Below are 15,150 nucleotides of genomic sequence, written 5' to 3' on the forward strand. Positions count from 1 at the left end.
TCACAGCCTCTTTTCGACAAGCACCTCGACGCGGCGGTTCAAGGCTCGCCCCTGGCGCGTGCTGTCGCTGGCCACTGGATCGGTGGCGGCGCGGCCCTCGGAATGGACGCGGTCCCGTGGCACTCCGTTCTGGACCAGCATGTCGGCAATCGTCTGGGCGCGAGCCTCGGACAGTCGCTGGTTGGTCGACAGCGGATTGGTCTTTTGCAGAGGAACGCCGTCCGTATGACCGATCACCGTGATGTTCCCGATCAGCTCCTGATTGGCAAGGATCACCTTGGCGATCGAACCGATCAGGGGCTCGAAGCCTTCGGTCAGTTGTGGCCGCGACGACTGGAACAGTTCGGGGTTGGAGGCCTGGATGATCAGCTTGGCCAGCGAGACGCTCTCGGTGCCGCTAAGGGCGGATCTGAGGTCGGCCGGCGCTCCGGCCTGAAATTCCGGCAACAGCGCAAAATCCACTTTCTCCGGTGGCGGGGCCTCGATCTTGGGCGACGTACGGCTGATGTCGCCGCGTGCAGGCGGCGGCAACGCGCGCACAAGTGCGGAAAGCTCGACTGCCTGGCTGCTCAGTCCCATCGAGAGCCCGATATGGATGGCAGTGGCGACAACCGCGGCACCGAGCGCCATGACCCAGATCGGAACGATGAAGCGCTGCGGCTCGTCGGATGCGATCACGCCCTTCCAGTTTGGCGACAGTGGCGCGCCTTCGGCGTCGGCATCGCGCAGGAAGCGTGCCGCAGCCACGCGAACGGCGTTCAGCGAGCGGTCGCCTGACCGCCCGGGCACGCGATATTTGCCGCGGAAGCCGAGCGCCATGCAATCATACTGCAGCTCCAGCAATTCGCGATCGCGGTTGGGATGGCGTTCCAGTTCGTCGAGACGCGTGAAGAACTGCGTGCCGGCATCGACATCGCCGCGCAGCATGACCACAAGCGGCTGCCGCGGCCAGGCGCTGGGCCCGCCCCATGGCGTGTTCAGAGCCAGATCGTCGAGCAACGCCGCCACCACCCAGGCTGCCTGGTCGGCCCTCTCCATCGAGGACCCCGTCGACATTGCCATGTCGCGTGCCCGAACCAGTTCTTCGAGCAGCCGGGTGCGCAACGCTTCCGGATTCTCCGGCGGCAGCGCACTTTCAAGCTCGGGAGCGAACTCGAGCAAGGGGGCGAATGCGTTGACAAGCGCGTTCGGATGCGTGCGAGACCGCTTCACCACCGCGCCCGGCAACAGTGGCGCCATGGGTCGCGGCATCGGCGCGCCGGTCAATCGTATGCGAGTGCGTTCGCGATCCTCCGACAGTCCGAACGGATCATCGCGGCTCATGATCTCACCTGTTCACCGAATAGCAGTCCACCTGCGGCTCGCTCGGCAACACGCCCGAAACGCCGATGACGAAGCCGGGAGCCTCGAGCAGCGACGCCCAGTGCTCGCTTTTCTGGTCCAGCTCGAGGCATAGCCGATCACCGTCGTAGGGGATTTCGCGCGGCTGGGAGTGAAGCGGTTTCAGCGGAATGCCAGGCAAACGCGATTTCCAAAGGCCCTCGAACTGGTCGGCCGAGCCGACAGTCGCCTGATTGACGAAGATCTTGCGCAGCGCGTCCTCCGACAGCTCCGAACCGACCCGGATGACGATCCGGCTGGCCACCAACAGCTTCGGGTTGTCGATGCGGATTTTCCAGACATTGGTCGAATGTCGCATGACCGGCAGTGCCCGCGATTTCGGCTCGATGTAACGCAGGCTGAGGATGAGCGAGCGCAACGCGTCCGCCAGCGCCGAATAGGCGGGGCCTGGCGCCATGTGATCGTAGGCGGGCAACTCGCCCAGCCGACGCGCGCTCGATCCGTAGGTCGCCATCGAACCGGCGAGCCCGGCAAGCTCCAGGTAGAGCTCGGCCGGATGGAAGACATCCTGCGCCAGCATGTGGGCCAGCCGCGGACGCGCCGCGTTGGCGAGATTGAGCATCAGCAGATCTTCGACGCTGCGCCCAGGCCCGCCCATGACCATCTTGCCATGCGCCTCGGCGATCTGGTCGAGGCCCGTGACAACTTCCAGAAGCAATTGCCGATACCAGGCCACCGCGCCGGTAATCAGTGCCGGCGGCAGGAAAGCCTCGTCCACGGAGACGCCACCATCGGCTCGAACCCCCTTGAGGTCGGCTATCGGCAAGGCTGTGTAGCCACCGACTGACTTGCCGGGTGCAAGCAGCAGCGCCTGTGGACGGGCGATCTCGATTTCCTCAGGGTCTGAACCGCCCTGGACGGCGTCACGCACCGAAACGATCCGCCCGTGATAGCGGGCTCCCGAGGCGGCGGCGTGTGCCGGATCGAAGCCGACACCACCGGGAGGCTCCAGCGGCAAGGCGACCAGCACCGGCCCGGCGCCCGTGTCCGGGGTGACCAGCAGTGGTCGCGGCGCGTCCATCATGTCTGGAATGGAGAAAGGCGTCCCGTCCGGAAAGATACCTCGTGCGGACAGGATCGAGATCTGGCCGGCCTCCAGCAATGGCTGATCCAGCGTCAGCTGCTGAAAGCCGAACGTATGCAACTGCCCGGCCTGCAACGCGCCGCGCACCGTCGCCTCGAAAAAACGATCCTGCTGCTGGAAATGCTGGGTCCGGAGAAACAGACCTTCGGACCACAACACCCTGTTTGCATCGCTCATGCCGCTACTCTCTGCATTGAGCTCCCCTTGCCCTGGCCGCTAGGCGGAAATGCCGCCGCTGCCAAGCGTGACATTGATTGTGAACTTTGATCCCGATGACACTGACTTGGTCGTCCGCCAGTTCCTGCCAGTAGGCTCGCGGATCAGTGCAACGAAGCCCAGCGCCGTCGCATCCGGCTCGACGGTGATGGTCTTGGAGGCGGATTTTCCCGGCCCGACGGCAATCTGGTCGGATCCGATAAGATCGCCTGCCAGCGCGGAGCCGGCGTCCCCCTGCAGGGCAAAGTAGTCGGCGGAATTGAATTTTCCGGTGCTGCGCAGCCGCATCACGAGGACCGTCACCGGCCGGTCGCCGCCGCCTGGTCCGGGGTTCATGCCGGCCCCTCCAGTCACGTTGATGGTGATTACCGATGGTTTTGGCGGGCCGCTCTGGCAAGCCGTAAGCAGCCCGGTTGCGCTCAGGGCGACGATGAATTCGCGTCGATCGATCATGTCTCACTCCTCCTCATATGCATCCCGAAAATCAGCGCCGATTTCACCGAGGAAGCTTTTTTCCGCGCTCTCGGCGATGTCACGGTGGCGTTTCCGGTAAAGCTCCCACAGCCTGGCGCCGCGCCCGCCCGAAAGCAGCGTGCCGATCGCGGAATTCGATTTCAGCTCTTCCTCGATCGCTGCCGGGTCAAAACGGTCAATCATCCGCCGCAAGGCGCCCTGTACGCCGCGCCAGGCGCGCACATGATGTTGGGCGAGATCGCGAACCGCATCCGCGATTGCCGCTTCGCCGGCGAGAAATCCGGGGCTGCGCTCGGCGAGAAGCGTGACGATGGCGTCGTCGACCGTCGGCAGAAACTTGAGCGGGTTGACTTCGGAAGCCCCGACCATGGTCTGGGCGACGCGAGCGTTTCCCTTTTCCTCGGCCCGCTTGCGCAGAAGCTGCATCAGCCCTTCCATCATCAGCCGATATTCGCGGCCAAACTTCTCCATTTCCGCAATGCTGTCGCGCCCGGGGAAATCGGCCTCCTCGACACCCATGCCATGCAGGAATGCGGAGCGAAGCGCCATGTCCCCCAGCTGCGGCGCTGCCGGCAGGCGGGCGGGTTTGGCAGCAGCATCGGTCCGCACTGGAGGCGGGACGTCAGCAGCTTGCGCGGGCAAATCCCAGGGATTGGCGGATTGTGGTCGTTGGGCGACGCGCTGTCCGGCCGAGCCGGTGCCGTTTGCCGAACCGGGCGCGGCGGCTGATCCGAAACCAAAGTCATCATTGAAATCGGACGGCTTTCCATGAGCGCGTTCGGCTCCCCGGCTGGGAGACGGCACGGGGTCGAGACCGAAGGGGTCCGCCTGGTTCGCCGCACCGCCCGGTTCGCGGTAAGGGGCGGCATTTCTCGACACAGGCGTAGAAACCGGATCGAGGCTGAACGGGTCATCGAAAGCAGGCGAGCTGCGCCCGCCGGAGCTGGCACGCTCGAACGCACCCGGAACCGGCTGCTCGAACGGGTTCGGCAGATCCGCCGGGCGTGGCCGTCGCGGCTCTTCTTCGACCGTAGCGGAAAAGAAGTCGTCGCGGCCGATGCTCACCGGCGCCCGGGATGCCGGCGGCAGGCGTTCCGGGGCCGGCTGGCCGGTTGCGGGTGCCTGGGCGGTTGGCGTCTGCAGATCGACATGGACGACGTAGTCGCCAAGCCTTAGCCGCATGCCGCTTTGAAGGCGCGTGGACTTGCCGGCGCCGAGCGGGCTGTCGGAGTCGTTTATGAACAATCCGCTGCTTGACGTATCGGTGACGAAATATCCATCCCGCCCGCCCGAGATCCTGCAATGGGCCCGGGAAACGAACATGTCGGGATCGTCGATCTGCCAGCCTGCGTCCGCGCTGCGGCCGATCACCAGCTCGCCCTCGTCCAGCCGGGTCTGCCGTACCGCCTGGGTGCGTGGCCCTTGCTCCAGCGTCAGCAGCAGGCTCATGCCGCGACCCCCGCCATTTCCGGCCGCCATCCGACGATCGTCCGCAGCCGCAGATCGTCAGCATCGCCCCTTTCAAAGGGCCGCGCAAGCCAGGCGGTCCGGCCAAGCTGGACCGCACCGAGACGGAGCGGCGGCACGGCTTCGCGCGCCAGCACGATGCGCAGATCGACGTCGAGCGATTCCCCGACCATGTCGCAAACGGCTTGCTTGAACAGTTTGAGCCGCTGGCCGCCGGGCAGGAACGCCTTGAAGTCCTCGTACCCCAGCGGGCCGACACGCAGTTCGATCCGGCTTTGGCGGTTGAAAACGCGCGGGCCTATCGTCGCCCCTCGGCCGAGCCCTGCATAGGCTTTTGCAAGGCGGGTCTGGAGGCCGGTTGGGATGGTTATCCAGGCGGCGATGAACTCCTTGATCTGAACCGGCACCTTGAACGCTTCCGCCAGGAACAGCGTCAGCCGTTCCGGGCCGTCAACCTGGTTGGCGAGCGAAGCTGCCTGGCGAAGCTTCACCGTATCGAGTTCGGTGTTCTGGGTGCCGGGAAGCCCGATTCCCGCCATGGCTTCAAGCATGGCGCGAACGCGCCCGCCGACCGCGCGTTCGACCTGTACGGCCGGATGCGCATCCGCCCATGCCCGGTAATACAGGGCGATCATGCGGTGCTGCAGAATGTTGACGAAGTCGACGAATGTCGTGTCGCTGGTTTGCTGGGCATCGGCGCCGGTGAACCAGCGCTGCGACAGACGATCGAGCACCCAGCGTGTCAAATGCAGGGGCAGCGGGCCTTCGGGTCCCATCAGGCCGAGATTTGCGACGGTGACCCTGGCCGGAGCTTTGTCCTTCGCTTCGCTAAATTCAACCACGTCCCTGGCCGAAAAGCTGAGACGTACATGCTGTCCGAGTCTCGCGGGCTCGCGCTCCGGCGAGCCGGAATAGCCGAACAGCCCGCCCCTCCGTTCGAGCCGGCGCAACAGCTCGAAGAAGTCGAACGTCTCCGACAGCGCCTCGGCCTGGTTCGGGTCGACTGTGTCTAGATCAGGTAGCGATTGCCGGGCGTCATCGGCCATGGCACATCCTCCTGCTTCTGCAGCAGCCGCGTGCGGGTTCGCACGAAGCCGTTTATTCCGGCATGACGGGCAAAAAGCCGCGCCAGCAAGGCCGAAAGCAGCAATGTGCTTTGCCCTGCCAGGACTGACTGGTCGACATGCAATGTTACTTCCGTGCCGCGTCCGAAGCACATCGGCCCGTCGATCTGCAGCCGTTCGATGACCGAGCGCGAGTCGATGCGCACGATCGAATGCACGTTGCGGGCGAGGCTCGGATCTCCCCGGTCGGCGTAAAGATCGAGCAGCGCATGCAGCGGATCGACGCCGCGACCTTCCTTGGCAAGGCTGAGAAAATTGAGCGCCAGTTGCGCCACCAGCCGCCAGGCGAGATTGTCGGCGCGGGATTCGCCCGCCGCGCCCATCGGCAGCGCGGCGGGAATGGCCGGGCGAGGCGGACGCAGCGCGCCGAGAAGCCGCACCGTTTCGACCGGGTCGCCGGCCTCCAGCGTCAAGGTGGGATTGTCATCGAGGATCGGCAGATCGCGATTGGTACAAAGCGCCACGATGTCGACACGCTTCAGCGGCCGGTTCGCCGGGCTTTCCACTGGACGTGAAATTGCCAGGAAAACATCGTCCCCTGCGTAGGAGGTGCGGGTCAGCCCGTCGCGTCGCTCGTCTTCAGTGGCGCGACGGGGGCGCCGCTCGGTGGAGTAGACCCAGCCACTGCCGCGATTCTGACCCAGGCTGAAGAGCTCCGGAATTTCGGCATCGCTGCCCCCGGTGTCGGCGTCCTCGACGCGGATGACCCGATAGACTTCGAAGTCGCGCGCCCGCGTTCGGTCGGCATGGAGCACCTGGCGCGTCCTGCGCGGATCAAGCTCGATGACGTTGCACTCACGCTCGAAGAGATTGATGATCGGCGTTGCGAAAAGTTCGAAATCGGCCGGTGTCAAGTCGGCAAGCTCGGGCACTGGACGCCTGAACATGAAGATGATCTCAAGCCCGGCTGTGCATCGGCGCATGACGGGCTGTAGCCCGGAAACCCGCGCATAGTGAAAGCGCTCGGGCATCATGAAGTATTCGCGCAGCAGACGGTACCCCTCGAATGTCGGACGGGTCCGAGGCATCAGGGCTTCTTCGTCGCTGATGCCGATCATTTCAGGTTCCGGCAAGGGCAATAGGGGATTGGTCTTGCCTTCCGCGCGTGCGCCAACGGCCGAGCAAGCGCCGAAAATCGCGTCGAAGAGCAGGGGGGCCTTGGTGCGTCCGGCAAAGTAGAGATCAAGCCGGTCGAGCGACAGTTCGTCGAGCCTGCCTTTTCCGGTCCGGGCGAGCACGATGCGTAGCGCTGCCTCGCCGGCCACACCGCCGATCGGCGCTATTCCCGCCGCCGCCAGTGCACTGCGATCTTGAAAATAGCTGACCGAAGTGACCGCTATCGGCCACAGCGTGACGTCCTGGGCGGTGGTGAAGGTGCAGCGCGTCGAAAGGCCGGGCTGCAGGCCCGAGACCAGCCGGGTGTTGCGCTTGACGACATGGCCGGCAACCATCGTCTGGACCTGCTGGCCGGGTTTCAGCACCACCATCGCCGTTGCCGGCGCGGGCGTCACCAGATCGGGATAGAGGACATCCAGCACGCTGCGTGAAAACCTCGAGCGCTCGGCATCGACTTTCAGCCGGGTGCGCGCCGCCAGGAAAGCGACGCCGTCAAGCAACCGCTCGACATACGGATCCGGACACGGCACCGTGTCGAGCGACAGATTGCGCGCCACCGCCGGATGCAGGTCGGCAAATTCCGCCGCCAGCGCACGGATATGGGTCAGTTCCTCCTCGTAATATTCTACGAAGACCCGATCCATCTCAGGCCTCCCTAAATTCGGTCCGCGCCAAGCCGTTGTCGAGATTGATCGTGGTGCGCAGGCGCATGCGTTCCGGCGTCGGCGTCATGATCAGCACCGCGTCAATCTCGATCTTCAAACCCACGCTCTTGTCGCCAAGCGTCACCGTGACCTTCGTCGTACTTTCCTTGAGGCGTGGCTCGAACGTTGCAAGCACCGAGCGGATCTCGCGCGCCAGCGCCTCGCGATCAAAGTCGCGGGAGGAACGGCCCGAGAAGGAGGGCACGCCGTAGTTGATCACGCTTCGGCGCACCTCCGGAAAATCGGCGAGTGACGGCGGGTTGTCCGCTGCCTGCTCGCTTTCGAGATCGGAAAGAAGCGGAACAGCCTCGAAGCGCTCGGTGTTGAACAGGGCCTCGATATCGCGCCGCACGGCCTCCCGGAGCACGCGGGCCGAAACGACCACGCCGCGGCTTTCCATCTCCACGCGGTGCTGGGTCTGAAATGCCAGGCGGTGCAGACGCCGCTTCTGATCGGCCGTCAACTCCGCATCGGCATCGATGAGCCGCGCGCTGCCCGCAACCAGGCTCTCCAGCCGGTCCGCGCCGAGCTCGTCCTGCAAGGCCTTGCGCAGCCCGTCTATTTCGGAGGTCATGCCTGGCAGGTCGTTTACGAGGCGGTCCCAGAGAGAGGGCTGGACCGCTTCGCGTTTTGCTCGCGAACCAGCGGTAACCTGCAGCTTGTCCGCGTCGGGCCGCCGGCCCTCACTTGCCGACATAGACATCCATTTCGATTTCGTCATTGCCGTCATAGACGAACTTGATCTTCTTGTAGGCGAAGCTGACCTCTTCCTCGATCAGGTCTTCCTCATCCTCGGCCTGCGACATGTCGTATTCCATGATCGAGGCATCGGTGAGCGTGACGACCAGGTAATCCTTGGTCTCGCCATCGATGGTCCGGCGTGCCGAGAACACCACTTCGTCCAGCGCTTTGTTCTCGAACAGTGCCTTCTTCAGATAGGGCGAGGATTTGTCATAGTGCTTGGTGAACTTGATCATGCCCAAGGAAACGCGGCCGCGGCGCGAGAGCGAATTCGGATCGTATGGCGCGACTATCTTGTAATCGACCCCGTGGATTTCGATTTCATCCTCGTGGCCGTCTCGAGCGCTTGGGCCTTTGATATCAGGAACTTTCAGAAAGCCATCAATCTTCGTACCTGTGGGCATTGTCTTTCTCCACCGCTTTCAAAAAACCAAGATGGTGTTGCTGCAAATCAAGTCTTTACGGACGGCAGTTCCGAGACCAGTCGGAGCGAGGCATTGATGCCCTCGAGCTGGTAATGCGGGCGCAGATAGAAGCGGGCGTTGTAATAGCCCGGCCGCCCCTCGACGCTGTCGACTTGAACCTCGGCCGCGGCAAGTGGGCGCTTGGCGCGCGCCTTGTCGTCGGCAAAGGCCGGGTTGGCCAGCACGTATCGGTTGATCCATTCGGTCAGCCAGATCTGCATGTCGGAGCGCTCTTTGAACGAGCCGACCTTGTCGCGCGCAATGGCCTTGAGGTAATGCGCAAAGCGCGAGACTGGGAAGAGATAGGGCAGGTTGGCGCTCAGCCGCTCATTGGACTGCGCGTCGGGGTCGACCAGCCGTCCCGCCCGCGTCTCGTCGTCCTGCAGTGAGTGTGCGCCGATGAAGGCCGCGAGATCGGTATTCTTTCGATGCAGGATCGGCATCAGACCAAGCTTGGCCAGTTCCGCTTCGCGTCGGTCGTCGATGGCGACTTCCGTCGGACATTTCATCGCGATCGACCCGTCGTCGGTCGGGAAGCTGTGCACCGGCAGGTTGAGGACCGTGCCGCCATTCTCCACACCGCGGATCTGCGTGCCCCAGCCATAGAGCTTGTGGCTGCGGTTTATGTTCACGCCCATCGGGAAGGCGGCGTTCATCCAGACATATTTGTTGTGGTCGCCCTGCACCTCTTCCTCGAAGGTGAAGCCCTTCACCGGAACGGTATCCGTGCCATAGGGCAGCCGCGCCAGAACGCGTGGCATGGTCAGGCCGATATAGCGCGCGTCCTCGCTCTCGCGCAGCGACTGCCACGAGGCATAGGCCGGGTTGGAGACGATCTGCTGCAGATCTTGCGGGTTCGGCAATTCCTGCCAGCTGTCCATGCGGAACAGGCGCGGCGAGGCGGCTGCGATAAACGGCGTGTGCGCCGAAGCACAGATGCCGGAGATGTTGCGCAGCAGACCGACGTCGCGCGGGTGGTTCGAGAATTCGTAGGCGCCAATCACGCAGCCGATCGGCTCGCCGCCAAGCATCGAATACTCGTCCGTATAGACTTTCTTGAAGATCGGGCTCTGGTCCCACATCTGGCCTTCATAGTCTTCAAGCGTGTCGGCCAGTTGCTCCTTGGAGATGTTCATCACCCGGATCTTCAGCTTCTGATCCGTCTCGGTGTTGTTGATGAGATACCAGAGGCCGCGCCATGTGCCTTCCATCTCACGCACTTCGGGCGCGTGCAGGATCTCGTTGACCTGTGTCGTCAGCATCTTGTCGATGCCCGCGATCAGCGACTTGATCGACTTGATCGCATTGGACGAGATGGTGGTGGTATCGGAACGGGACTGCGCCGCGAGCGCGAGATTGCGCACGAGTTGCTGCAGCTTCTCGCTGTCGTCCTTCTTGACCTTGAAATCCTTCTCGAGGAGTCCGCTGAATTCTCCAAGGTCTATGGCTTCGGCCTCGGCGGCGACGGCGGCGGTCTTTTGCTGTTCGGCCATGATTTACTCCCCAACCTTGTCGTCGTCAGCCAGCGCCTGGCTGGCGATCTTGCCAAGAAGCGGTTCGTTGTTCAGAAGCTGCGCGATACGTTTTTCGGCGTCGACGCGGCCATCCATGAAGCCAAGCAGCTCCTCGAGCTGGCGACGCATCTTGAGGATCTCGGCCAGTTGCGGAACTTGCTCTGCAATCTTGTCCGGGGCGAAATCGCCCATTCTGGAAAACGTAAGATCGAGCGCCAGTTCCTCGTCCCGCTCGGCGCCCTCAGCCTGCGGCAGCATATTCTTCACGCGGGCCTTTACCCGCGGTCCGAGCGCCTCCATGAACTTGGGGAAGCGGTTCGCGTCGGTCTCGACAAAGGAGCGGTCCAGCACCGACTTTGACGCTTCCTTGGTCTGCGAAGCACCGGAAAGGTCGGCCATCACACCCATGACGAACGGCAGTTCGATCGTCGTCGGGCTACCGTAGGTTTCCACATCGTAGGCGATCTGCACCCGCGGCGCGCGGTTTCGTTCGATGACCTTCGCTTTGCTTTCGGCTGGCATGTGTTATTACCTTTCATCCTTCTGAGCCGTCTTCTTGGCATCGGGAACACCGGCAAGGAGTCGGAATTCCTTCAGACCCGACGGGGCGAGATCTTCCATCAGTTCAACGAAATCCATATGCACCATCCGGCGCACACGCCGCGCCAGGTGCGGTATTGGGCTCGATGGTTCGGTGCGGTCATAGAAGGCGACGACGAGGTCGAGGCATTTCACCACGTCGTCACGTGAGGAAATCCGGTCGGGAAGTCCCGTGCTCGAGTCCGTGTAGCTTGCCGCACTTGCCATAGTATCGGCTCCATGACCGTTTCGAGCAGGCGTTGTCGGTTCTGCCGGCGTGAGCGGCTTGGCCGCGCCATTCGCCACGGCGCCGGCTTTCGAATTTCGTTCGAGGGTCGTCAGCAGACGCTGCAGAAACCGTTTCAATTCCGGAACAGGAGCAGCACCGCCCTCGAGCCGCGCGTTGAGAGCGGTCTCGACCGCATCAAGGGCCGCGATCGCTGCCCTTGCGTCGGCGACGAGCAAGACCATCTCTGCGTTGGCTTGATCCATCTGTGCCGCACATCCGGTACGCACCCGGTTCAACAATTGTCCGTGCGCACTGACCAGTGCGGCCTTTTCTGCCGCATTCAATCCCGAGGCGGCTTCCTGGAGCATGACACGGTCGTCGAGCGCACCTTTTTCCAGATCCTTGCCCTGAATCGGGCCGATTGCACGCGGCGCAAAGAACGTCATTTGCCGCAGGTTCGCCAACAACCCCTCCTGACCATTCTGGAGGTCGAGCAGAGCGTTGATACGGCGCAAGGCGGCATCGCGTGGAGGAGCGTTGGGCCGCAGTGCCGGATGCATGGTTTCCCAATGCTGGTCGAAGGTCTGCGCAATAAGGGTCAGCCCCTGCGCGAGACCGGCCAGTCCTTCTTCATTGGCCAGCGCGCGCGTGACGACGACGAGCAAGCGCAGGTCCCGGCCATGCGCGCGCAATTCCTCCGCCTTGGCCAGAACCGCAGGCCAGTCGACCGGGATGGTGCTTTGCGAGGCGGGTTTGTTTTGGCCGTCGTGGACGACCTTGATCTCGGGTTCCGTCAGGCGCTCCAGCTCATGAAAAGCCGGGTCGTTGCGCAAATCCTCCCCTGACGGATTTTCACCGTCGAGCGGAGCAAGCCAGAGTGCGACATCAATCACACCAACCCCCAGCGATCGGCCCTCAAACCGTATGTGACCCTACGGTATCACACGGTTGTACTTTACCACAATTCAAGCACTGCTCAAAAAATTAACGAAAGCTGACCAGGCCGCGTCTTGGGTGCCGAAACCCTTGGCCAGATTGCCGACCCTGTATGTGAAGTGCGTTACACGGAGGCGGACAATTCCGTGGTTGTTTGCAGCCGATGGTGCAGCACTCTCCACAATTGGAAGGGGCGCTGTCCACCACGCGCTTTGTCAAGTGACGGCTTATGTGGCAGGTTATCGACTGGCAGATTGCAGGAGCACGTTCGATGGAACAGCGCCGGTCATCGCAGACCTTCAAACGCAAGGAACTGGTCGGCAAGCTCAATCCTGTGGGTGTCCGCGCCTTCAAGGCTGCCGCCGACACCGCCAAACTGCGCGGCAATCCTTACGTCGAACTCGTCCACTTCATCGAGCAACTGCTGCTTTCCGACCGTTCGGATGTGCAAATGATAATCGCCGATGCGGGCATGGATGCGAGCCGGCTCACGGCCGATATGACCCGCGCCGTCGACAAGCTGCCTTACGGCGCAACGTCGATCGAGGAATTTTCCGACCATATCTTCCATGCCATCCAGGAAGCCTGGAACCTGGCAACGCTCGAGTTCGGCGTCGAGGAAGTCCGCAGCGCCCATATTCTCCTCGCCTGCCTGAAGACGCCGGTGCTGGAAGGCCTGCTGTCGAAGATCAGCGGCGAGTTCGACAAGATCGACGCCGCCTCGGTCATCGCGCGGTTCGCCGACGTCATGGAGGGCTCACTCGAAGCCGGCGCGGGCATAGCGGTTCCGGCAGCCGAAACGCCGAAGCGGGCTCCGGGCGGGGATTCGGCGCTGGCGAAATACGCCACCGACCTGACCCAGCGCGCCCGAGACGGCAAGATCGATCCGGTCGTCGGCCGCGATCCGGAGATCAGGCAAATCGTCGATATCCTGATGCGACGTCGGCAAAACAACCCGATCCTGACCGGTGAGGCCGGGGTCGGCAAGACCGCGGTCGTCGAGGGCTTTGCCTTGCGTATCGCCGCGGACGACGTGCCGCCCACGCTGCAAGGCGTCAGTGTGCGCATGCTCGATGTCGGATTGATGCAGGCGGGTGCAAGCGTGAAGGGCGAGTTCGAAAAACGGCTGAAGGCGGTCATCGATGAGGTGCAGTCTTCCGAAACGCCGGTCATCCTGTTCATCGATGAGGCCCACACCTTGATTGGCGCAGGCGGCGCGGCTGGAACCGGCGACGCGGCCAATCTGCTGAAGCCGGCGCTGGCGCGCGGCGAACTTCGTACCATCGCGGCAACGACCTGGGCCGAGTACAAGCAGCACATCGAGAAAGACCCGGCACTGACCCGCCGCTTCCAGGTGGTCAAGATCGACGAGCCATCGGAAGCGGTGGCCGTTCTCATGTTGCGCGGTGTGGCCGGCGTTCTGGAGCAGCACCATAAGGTACAGATCCTGGATGAGGCGATCGAGGCGGCGGTCGGCCTCTCGCATCGCTACATCCCGGCGCGGCAATTGCCGGACAAGGCGGTGAGCCTTCTCGACACCGCTTGCGCCCGTGTCGCCATATCGCAGCACGCCACGCCGGCCGAAGTCGAAGATATCATGCGTCGCCGCCAGGCGCTGGAGGTCGAGCGCGGCATCATCGGTCGCGAGGCTGCGATCGGCATCGAGGTGAACGACCGGCAGGCACGGGTCGACACCGGGTTAGCGGAAACCGAAGTCACGCTGGCCGCCGCGCAGGAGCGTTGGGATCGGGAAAAGGCGCTTGTTGCCGAAATACTCGAATTGCGCGCCAGGCTACGCGGCGAAGGTGTCCCGCTCGATGCGGTGGAGACGCCGGAGACCAATGGCGAAACGGCAGGCGTGGGCGCGGCTGAGACTCAGCCGCCCAAGAGCGAAACGCCCAAGGCCAAATCGGCGAAGAACAAGACAGCCAGGACCGATGTGGAGGCACCGGCGCCTCCACCCGATCCGGCCGCCGATCTCGCCCGGTTGCGCGAACTGATGGCCGAGCTGGCCGAGGCACAAGGCGAGACGCCGCTGATCCTGCCGTCGGTCGACCGCAACGCCGTGGCGGCGGTCGTTCAGGACTGGACCGGCATCCCGACGGGGCGGATGCTGTCGAGCCAGACCGAAAAGGCGCTGCGGCTGGCCAGCACTCTGTCCGAACGTGTGGTCGGCCAGGATCACGCCATGGAGATGATCGCCAGGCGTGTGCAGACCAGCCGCGCCGGGCTCGGTGCGCCGGAAAAGCCGGTGGGCGTGTTCCTGCTTTGCGGCCCCTCGGGCGTCGGCAAGACCGAAACCGCATTGGCCCTGGCCGAGACGCTCTACGGCGGCGAGCAGAACCTGATCTCGATCAACATGTCCGAGTTCCAGGAGGCGCACACGGTCTCGACCTTGAAGGGGGCGCCGCCCGGATATGTCGGCTACGGCAAGGGCGGCATCCTGACCGAGGCGGTCCGTCGCAAGCCTTATTCGGTGATCCTGCTCGACGAGGTCGAGAAGGCGCATCCTGACGTGCACGAGATCTTCTTCCAGGTCTTCGACAAGGGGATGATGGACGACAGCGAGGGCCGGCGCATCGATTTCAAGAACACGCTGATCCTGCTCACCTCGAATGTCGGCTCCGAAGTCATCATGGATCGAACCAGGAATGGCACGCTGCGGGCTGGGCTCGACGATCTGGACACCGCGCTGCGCAGCCCGTTGCTGAAGGTCTTCCCCGCGGCCTTCCTCGGCCGGGTGGTGACCATTCCTTATTACCCGCTCTCGGATTCGATGATCGAAGCGATCACCCGCCACCAGTTTGCCAAGATCGCTCGGCGGCTGCGTGCGACCAACGACGCGGAATTGGTGATCGGCGATGGCGTCATGGACTTGGTCAAGGCCCGCTGCACCGAGATCGAATCCGGCGGACGGATGATCGATGCGATCCTGACCAACACGCTTCTGCCGGAATTGAGCCGCGGCGTGCTGAACCGGTCGCTCGAGGGCGAAAAGATGACGAAGGTGACGGTCGGCGCCTCCAAGGAGGGCTTCACCTATTCCTTCGAGTAGCTTCAGGCGAATGTTGATGAAGCATCGGCAACCGAGGCTTGCCAGG

The 15,150-nt window shown here is 63.4% G+C and carries 12 protein-coding genes; 1 reads left to right on the top strand and 11 read right to left on the bottom strand.

Annotation, left to right across the window (positions count from 1 at the left end; translation table 11 throughout):
* The 11 genes from icmH to tssA are packed head-to-tail and all read right to left on the bottom strand — an operon-like array spanning window position 1 to window position 12,006.
* Window positions 1-1,323 carry a type IVB secretion system protein IcmH/DotU gene (gene icmH / locus EJ076_RS13215; RefSeq protein ID WP_126068139.1) on the bottom strand — a complete coding sequence of 441 codons (1,323 nt, stop codon included), beginning with the start codon at window positions 1,321-1,323 and terminating at the stop codon, window positions 1-3.
* A gap of 4 nt (window positions 1,324-1,327) precedes the next feature.
* On the bottom strand, window positions 1,328-2,662 hold the full coding sequence (gene tssK / locus EJ076_RS13220; protein ID WP_126068140.1) for a type VI secretion system baseplate subunit TssK: 1,335 nt from the start codon (window positions 2,660-2,662) through the stop codon (window positions 1,328-1,330).
* Window positions 2,663-2,701: 39 nt separating this feature from the next.
* Complete coding sequence (gene tssJ / locus EJ076_RS13225; protein WP_126068141.1) at window positions 2,702-3,154, bottom strand: type VI secretion system lipoprotein TssJ; 453 nt, start codon at window positions 3,152-3,154, stop codon at window positions 2,702-2,704.
* A 3-nt stretch (window positions 3,155-3,157) separates the two neighbouring features.
* Window positions 3,158-4,624, bottom strand: coding sequence for a type VI secretion system-associated FHA domain protein TagH (gene tagH, locus EJ076_RS13230; protein WP_126068142.1), 1,467 nt, complete (start codon window positions 4,622-4,624; stop codon window positions 3,158-3,160).
* Window positions 4,621-5,688, bottom strand: coding sequence for a type VI secretion system baseplate subunit TssG (gene tssG / locus EJ076_RS13235; RefSeq protein ID WP_126068143.1), 1,068 nt, complete (start codon window positions 5,686-5,688; stop codon window positions 4,621-4,623). The genes tagH and tssG overlap by 4 nt, the downstream gene beginning before the upstream one ends.
* Window positions 5,652-7,526: a type VI secretion system baseplate subunit TssF gene (tssF, locus tag EJ076_RS13240; protein ID WP_126068144.1), complete on the bottom strand. Its 1,875-nt coding sequence runs from the start codon at window positions 7,524-7,526 to the stop codon at window positions 5,652-5,654. The genes tssG and tssF overlap by 37 nt, the downstream gene beginning before the upstream one ends.
* Before the next feature lies 1 nt (window position 7,527).
* Window positions 7,528-8,283, bottom strand: a complete 756-nt coding sequence (tssE, locus tag EJ076_RS13245; RefSeq protein WP_109661616.1) for a type VI secretion system baseplate subunit TssE — start codon at window positions 8,281-8,283, stop codon at window positions 7,528-7,530.
* A complete protein-coding gene (gene tssD / locus EJ076_RS13250; RefSeq protein ID WP_109661618.1) occupies window positions 8,270-8,731 on the bottom strand; it encodes a type VI secretion system tube protein TssD in 462 nt (153 codons plus the stop codon). Before tssD ends, tssE begins: the two co-directional genes overlap by 14 nt.
* A gap of 47 nt (window positions 8,732-8,778) precedes the next feature.
* Complete coding sequence (gene tssC / locus EJ076_RS13255; protein WP_027035515.1) at window positions 8,779-10,284, bottom strand: type VI secretion system contractile sheath large subunit; 1,506 nt, start codon at window positions 10,282-10,284, stop codon at window positions 8,779-8,781.
* Window positions 10,285-10,287: 3 nt separating this feature from the next.
* Complete coding sequence (tssB, locus tag EJ076_RS13260) at window positions 10,288-10,827, bottom strand: type VI secretion system contractile sheath small subunit (RefSeq protein ID WP_126068145.1); 540 nt, start codon at window positions 10,825-10,827, stop codon at window positions 10,288-10,290.
* A 6-nt stretch (window positions 10,828-10,833) separates the two neighbouring features.
* Entirely contained in the window at window positions 10,834-12,006 is a 1,173-nt protein-coding gene (tssA, locus tag EJ076_RS13265) for a type VI secretion system protein TssA (protein WP_126068146.1), read from the bottom strand.
* Window positions 12,007-12,320: 314 nt separating this feature from the next.
* Here tssA and tssH point away from each other — a divergent pair, with 314 nt between their 5' ends.
* Entirely contained in the window at window positions 12,321-15,104 is a 2,784-nt protein-coding gene (tssH, locus tag EJ076_RS13270; protein WP_126068147.1) for a type VI secretion system ATPase TssH, read from the top strand.
* Window positions 15,105-15,150 lie beyond the last annotated feature (46 nt).

Source organism: Mesorhizobium sp. M7D.F.Ca.US.005.01.1.1, from assembly GCF_003952545.1.
In the GTDB taxonomy this organism is placed as follows: Bacteria; Pseudomonadota; Alphaproteobacteria; order Rhizobiales; family Rhizobiaceae; genus Mesorhizobium; species Mesorhizobium loti.

Excerpts from the sequence above, each read along its gene's own strand:
- icmH (WP_126068139.1), bottom strand. The coding sequence starts at position 1,323 with ATGAGCCGCGATGATCCGTTCGGACTGTCGGAGGATCGCGAACGCACT.
- tssK (WP_126068140.1), bottom strand. The coding sequence starts at position 2,662 with ATGAGCGATGCAAACAGGGTGTTGTGGTCCGAAGGTCTGTTTCTCCGG.
- tssJ (WP_126068141.1), bottom strand. The coding sequence starts at position 3,154 with ATGATCGATCGACGCGAATTCATCGTCGCCCTGAGCGCAACCGGGCTG.
- tagH (WP_126068142.1), bottom strand. The coding sequence starts at position 4,624 with ATGAGCCTGCTGCTGACGCTGGAGCAAGGGCCACGCACCCAGGCGGTA.
- tssG (WP_126068143.1), bottom strand. The coding sequence starts at position 5,688 with ATGGCCGATGACGCCCGGCAATCGCTACCTGATCTAGACACAGTCGAC.
- tssF (WP_126068144.1), bottom strand. The coding sequence starts at position 7,526 with ATGGATCGGGTCTTCGTAGAATATTACGAGGAGGAACTGACCCATATC.
- tssE (WP_109661616.1), bottom strand. The coding sequence starts at position 8,283 with ATGTCGGCAAGTGAGGGCCGGCGGCCCGACGCGGACAAGCTGCAGGTT.
- tssD (WP_109661618.1), bottom strand. The coding sequence starts at position 8,731 with ATGCCCACAGGTACGAAGATTGATGGCTTTCTGAAAGTTCCTGATATC.
- tssC (WP_027035515.1), bottom strand. The coding sequence starts at position 10,284 with ATGGCCGAACAGCAAAAGACCGCCGCCGTCGCCGCCGAGGCCGAAGCC.
- tssB (WP_126068145.1), bottom strand. The coding sequence starts at position 10,827 with ATGCCAGCCGAAAGCAAAGCGAAGGTCATCGAACGAAACCGCGCGCCG.
- tssH (WP_126068147.1), top strand. The coding sequence starts at position 12,321 with ATGGAACAGCGCCGGTCATCGCAGACCTTCAAACGCAAGGAACTGGTC.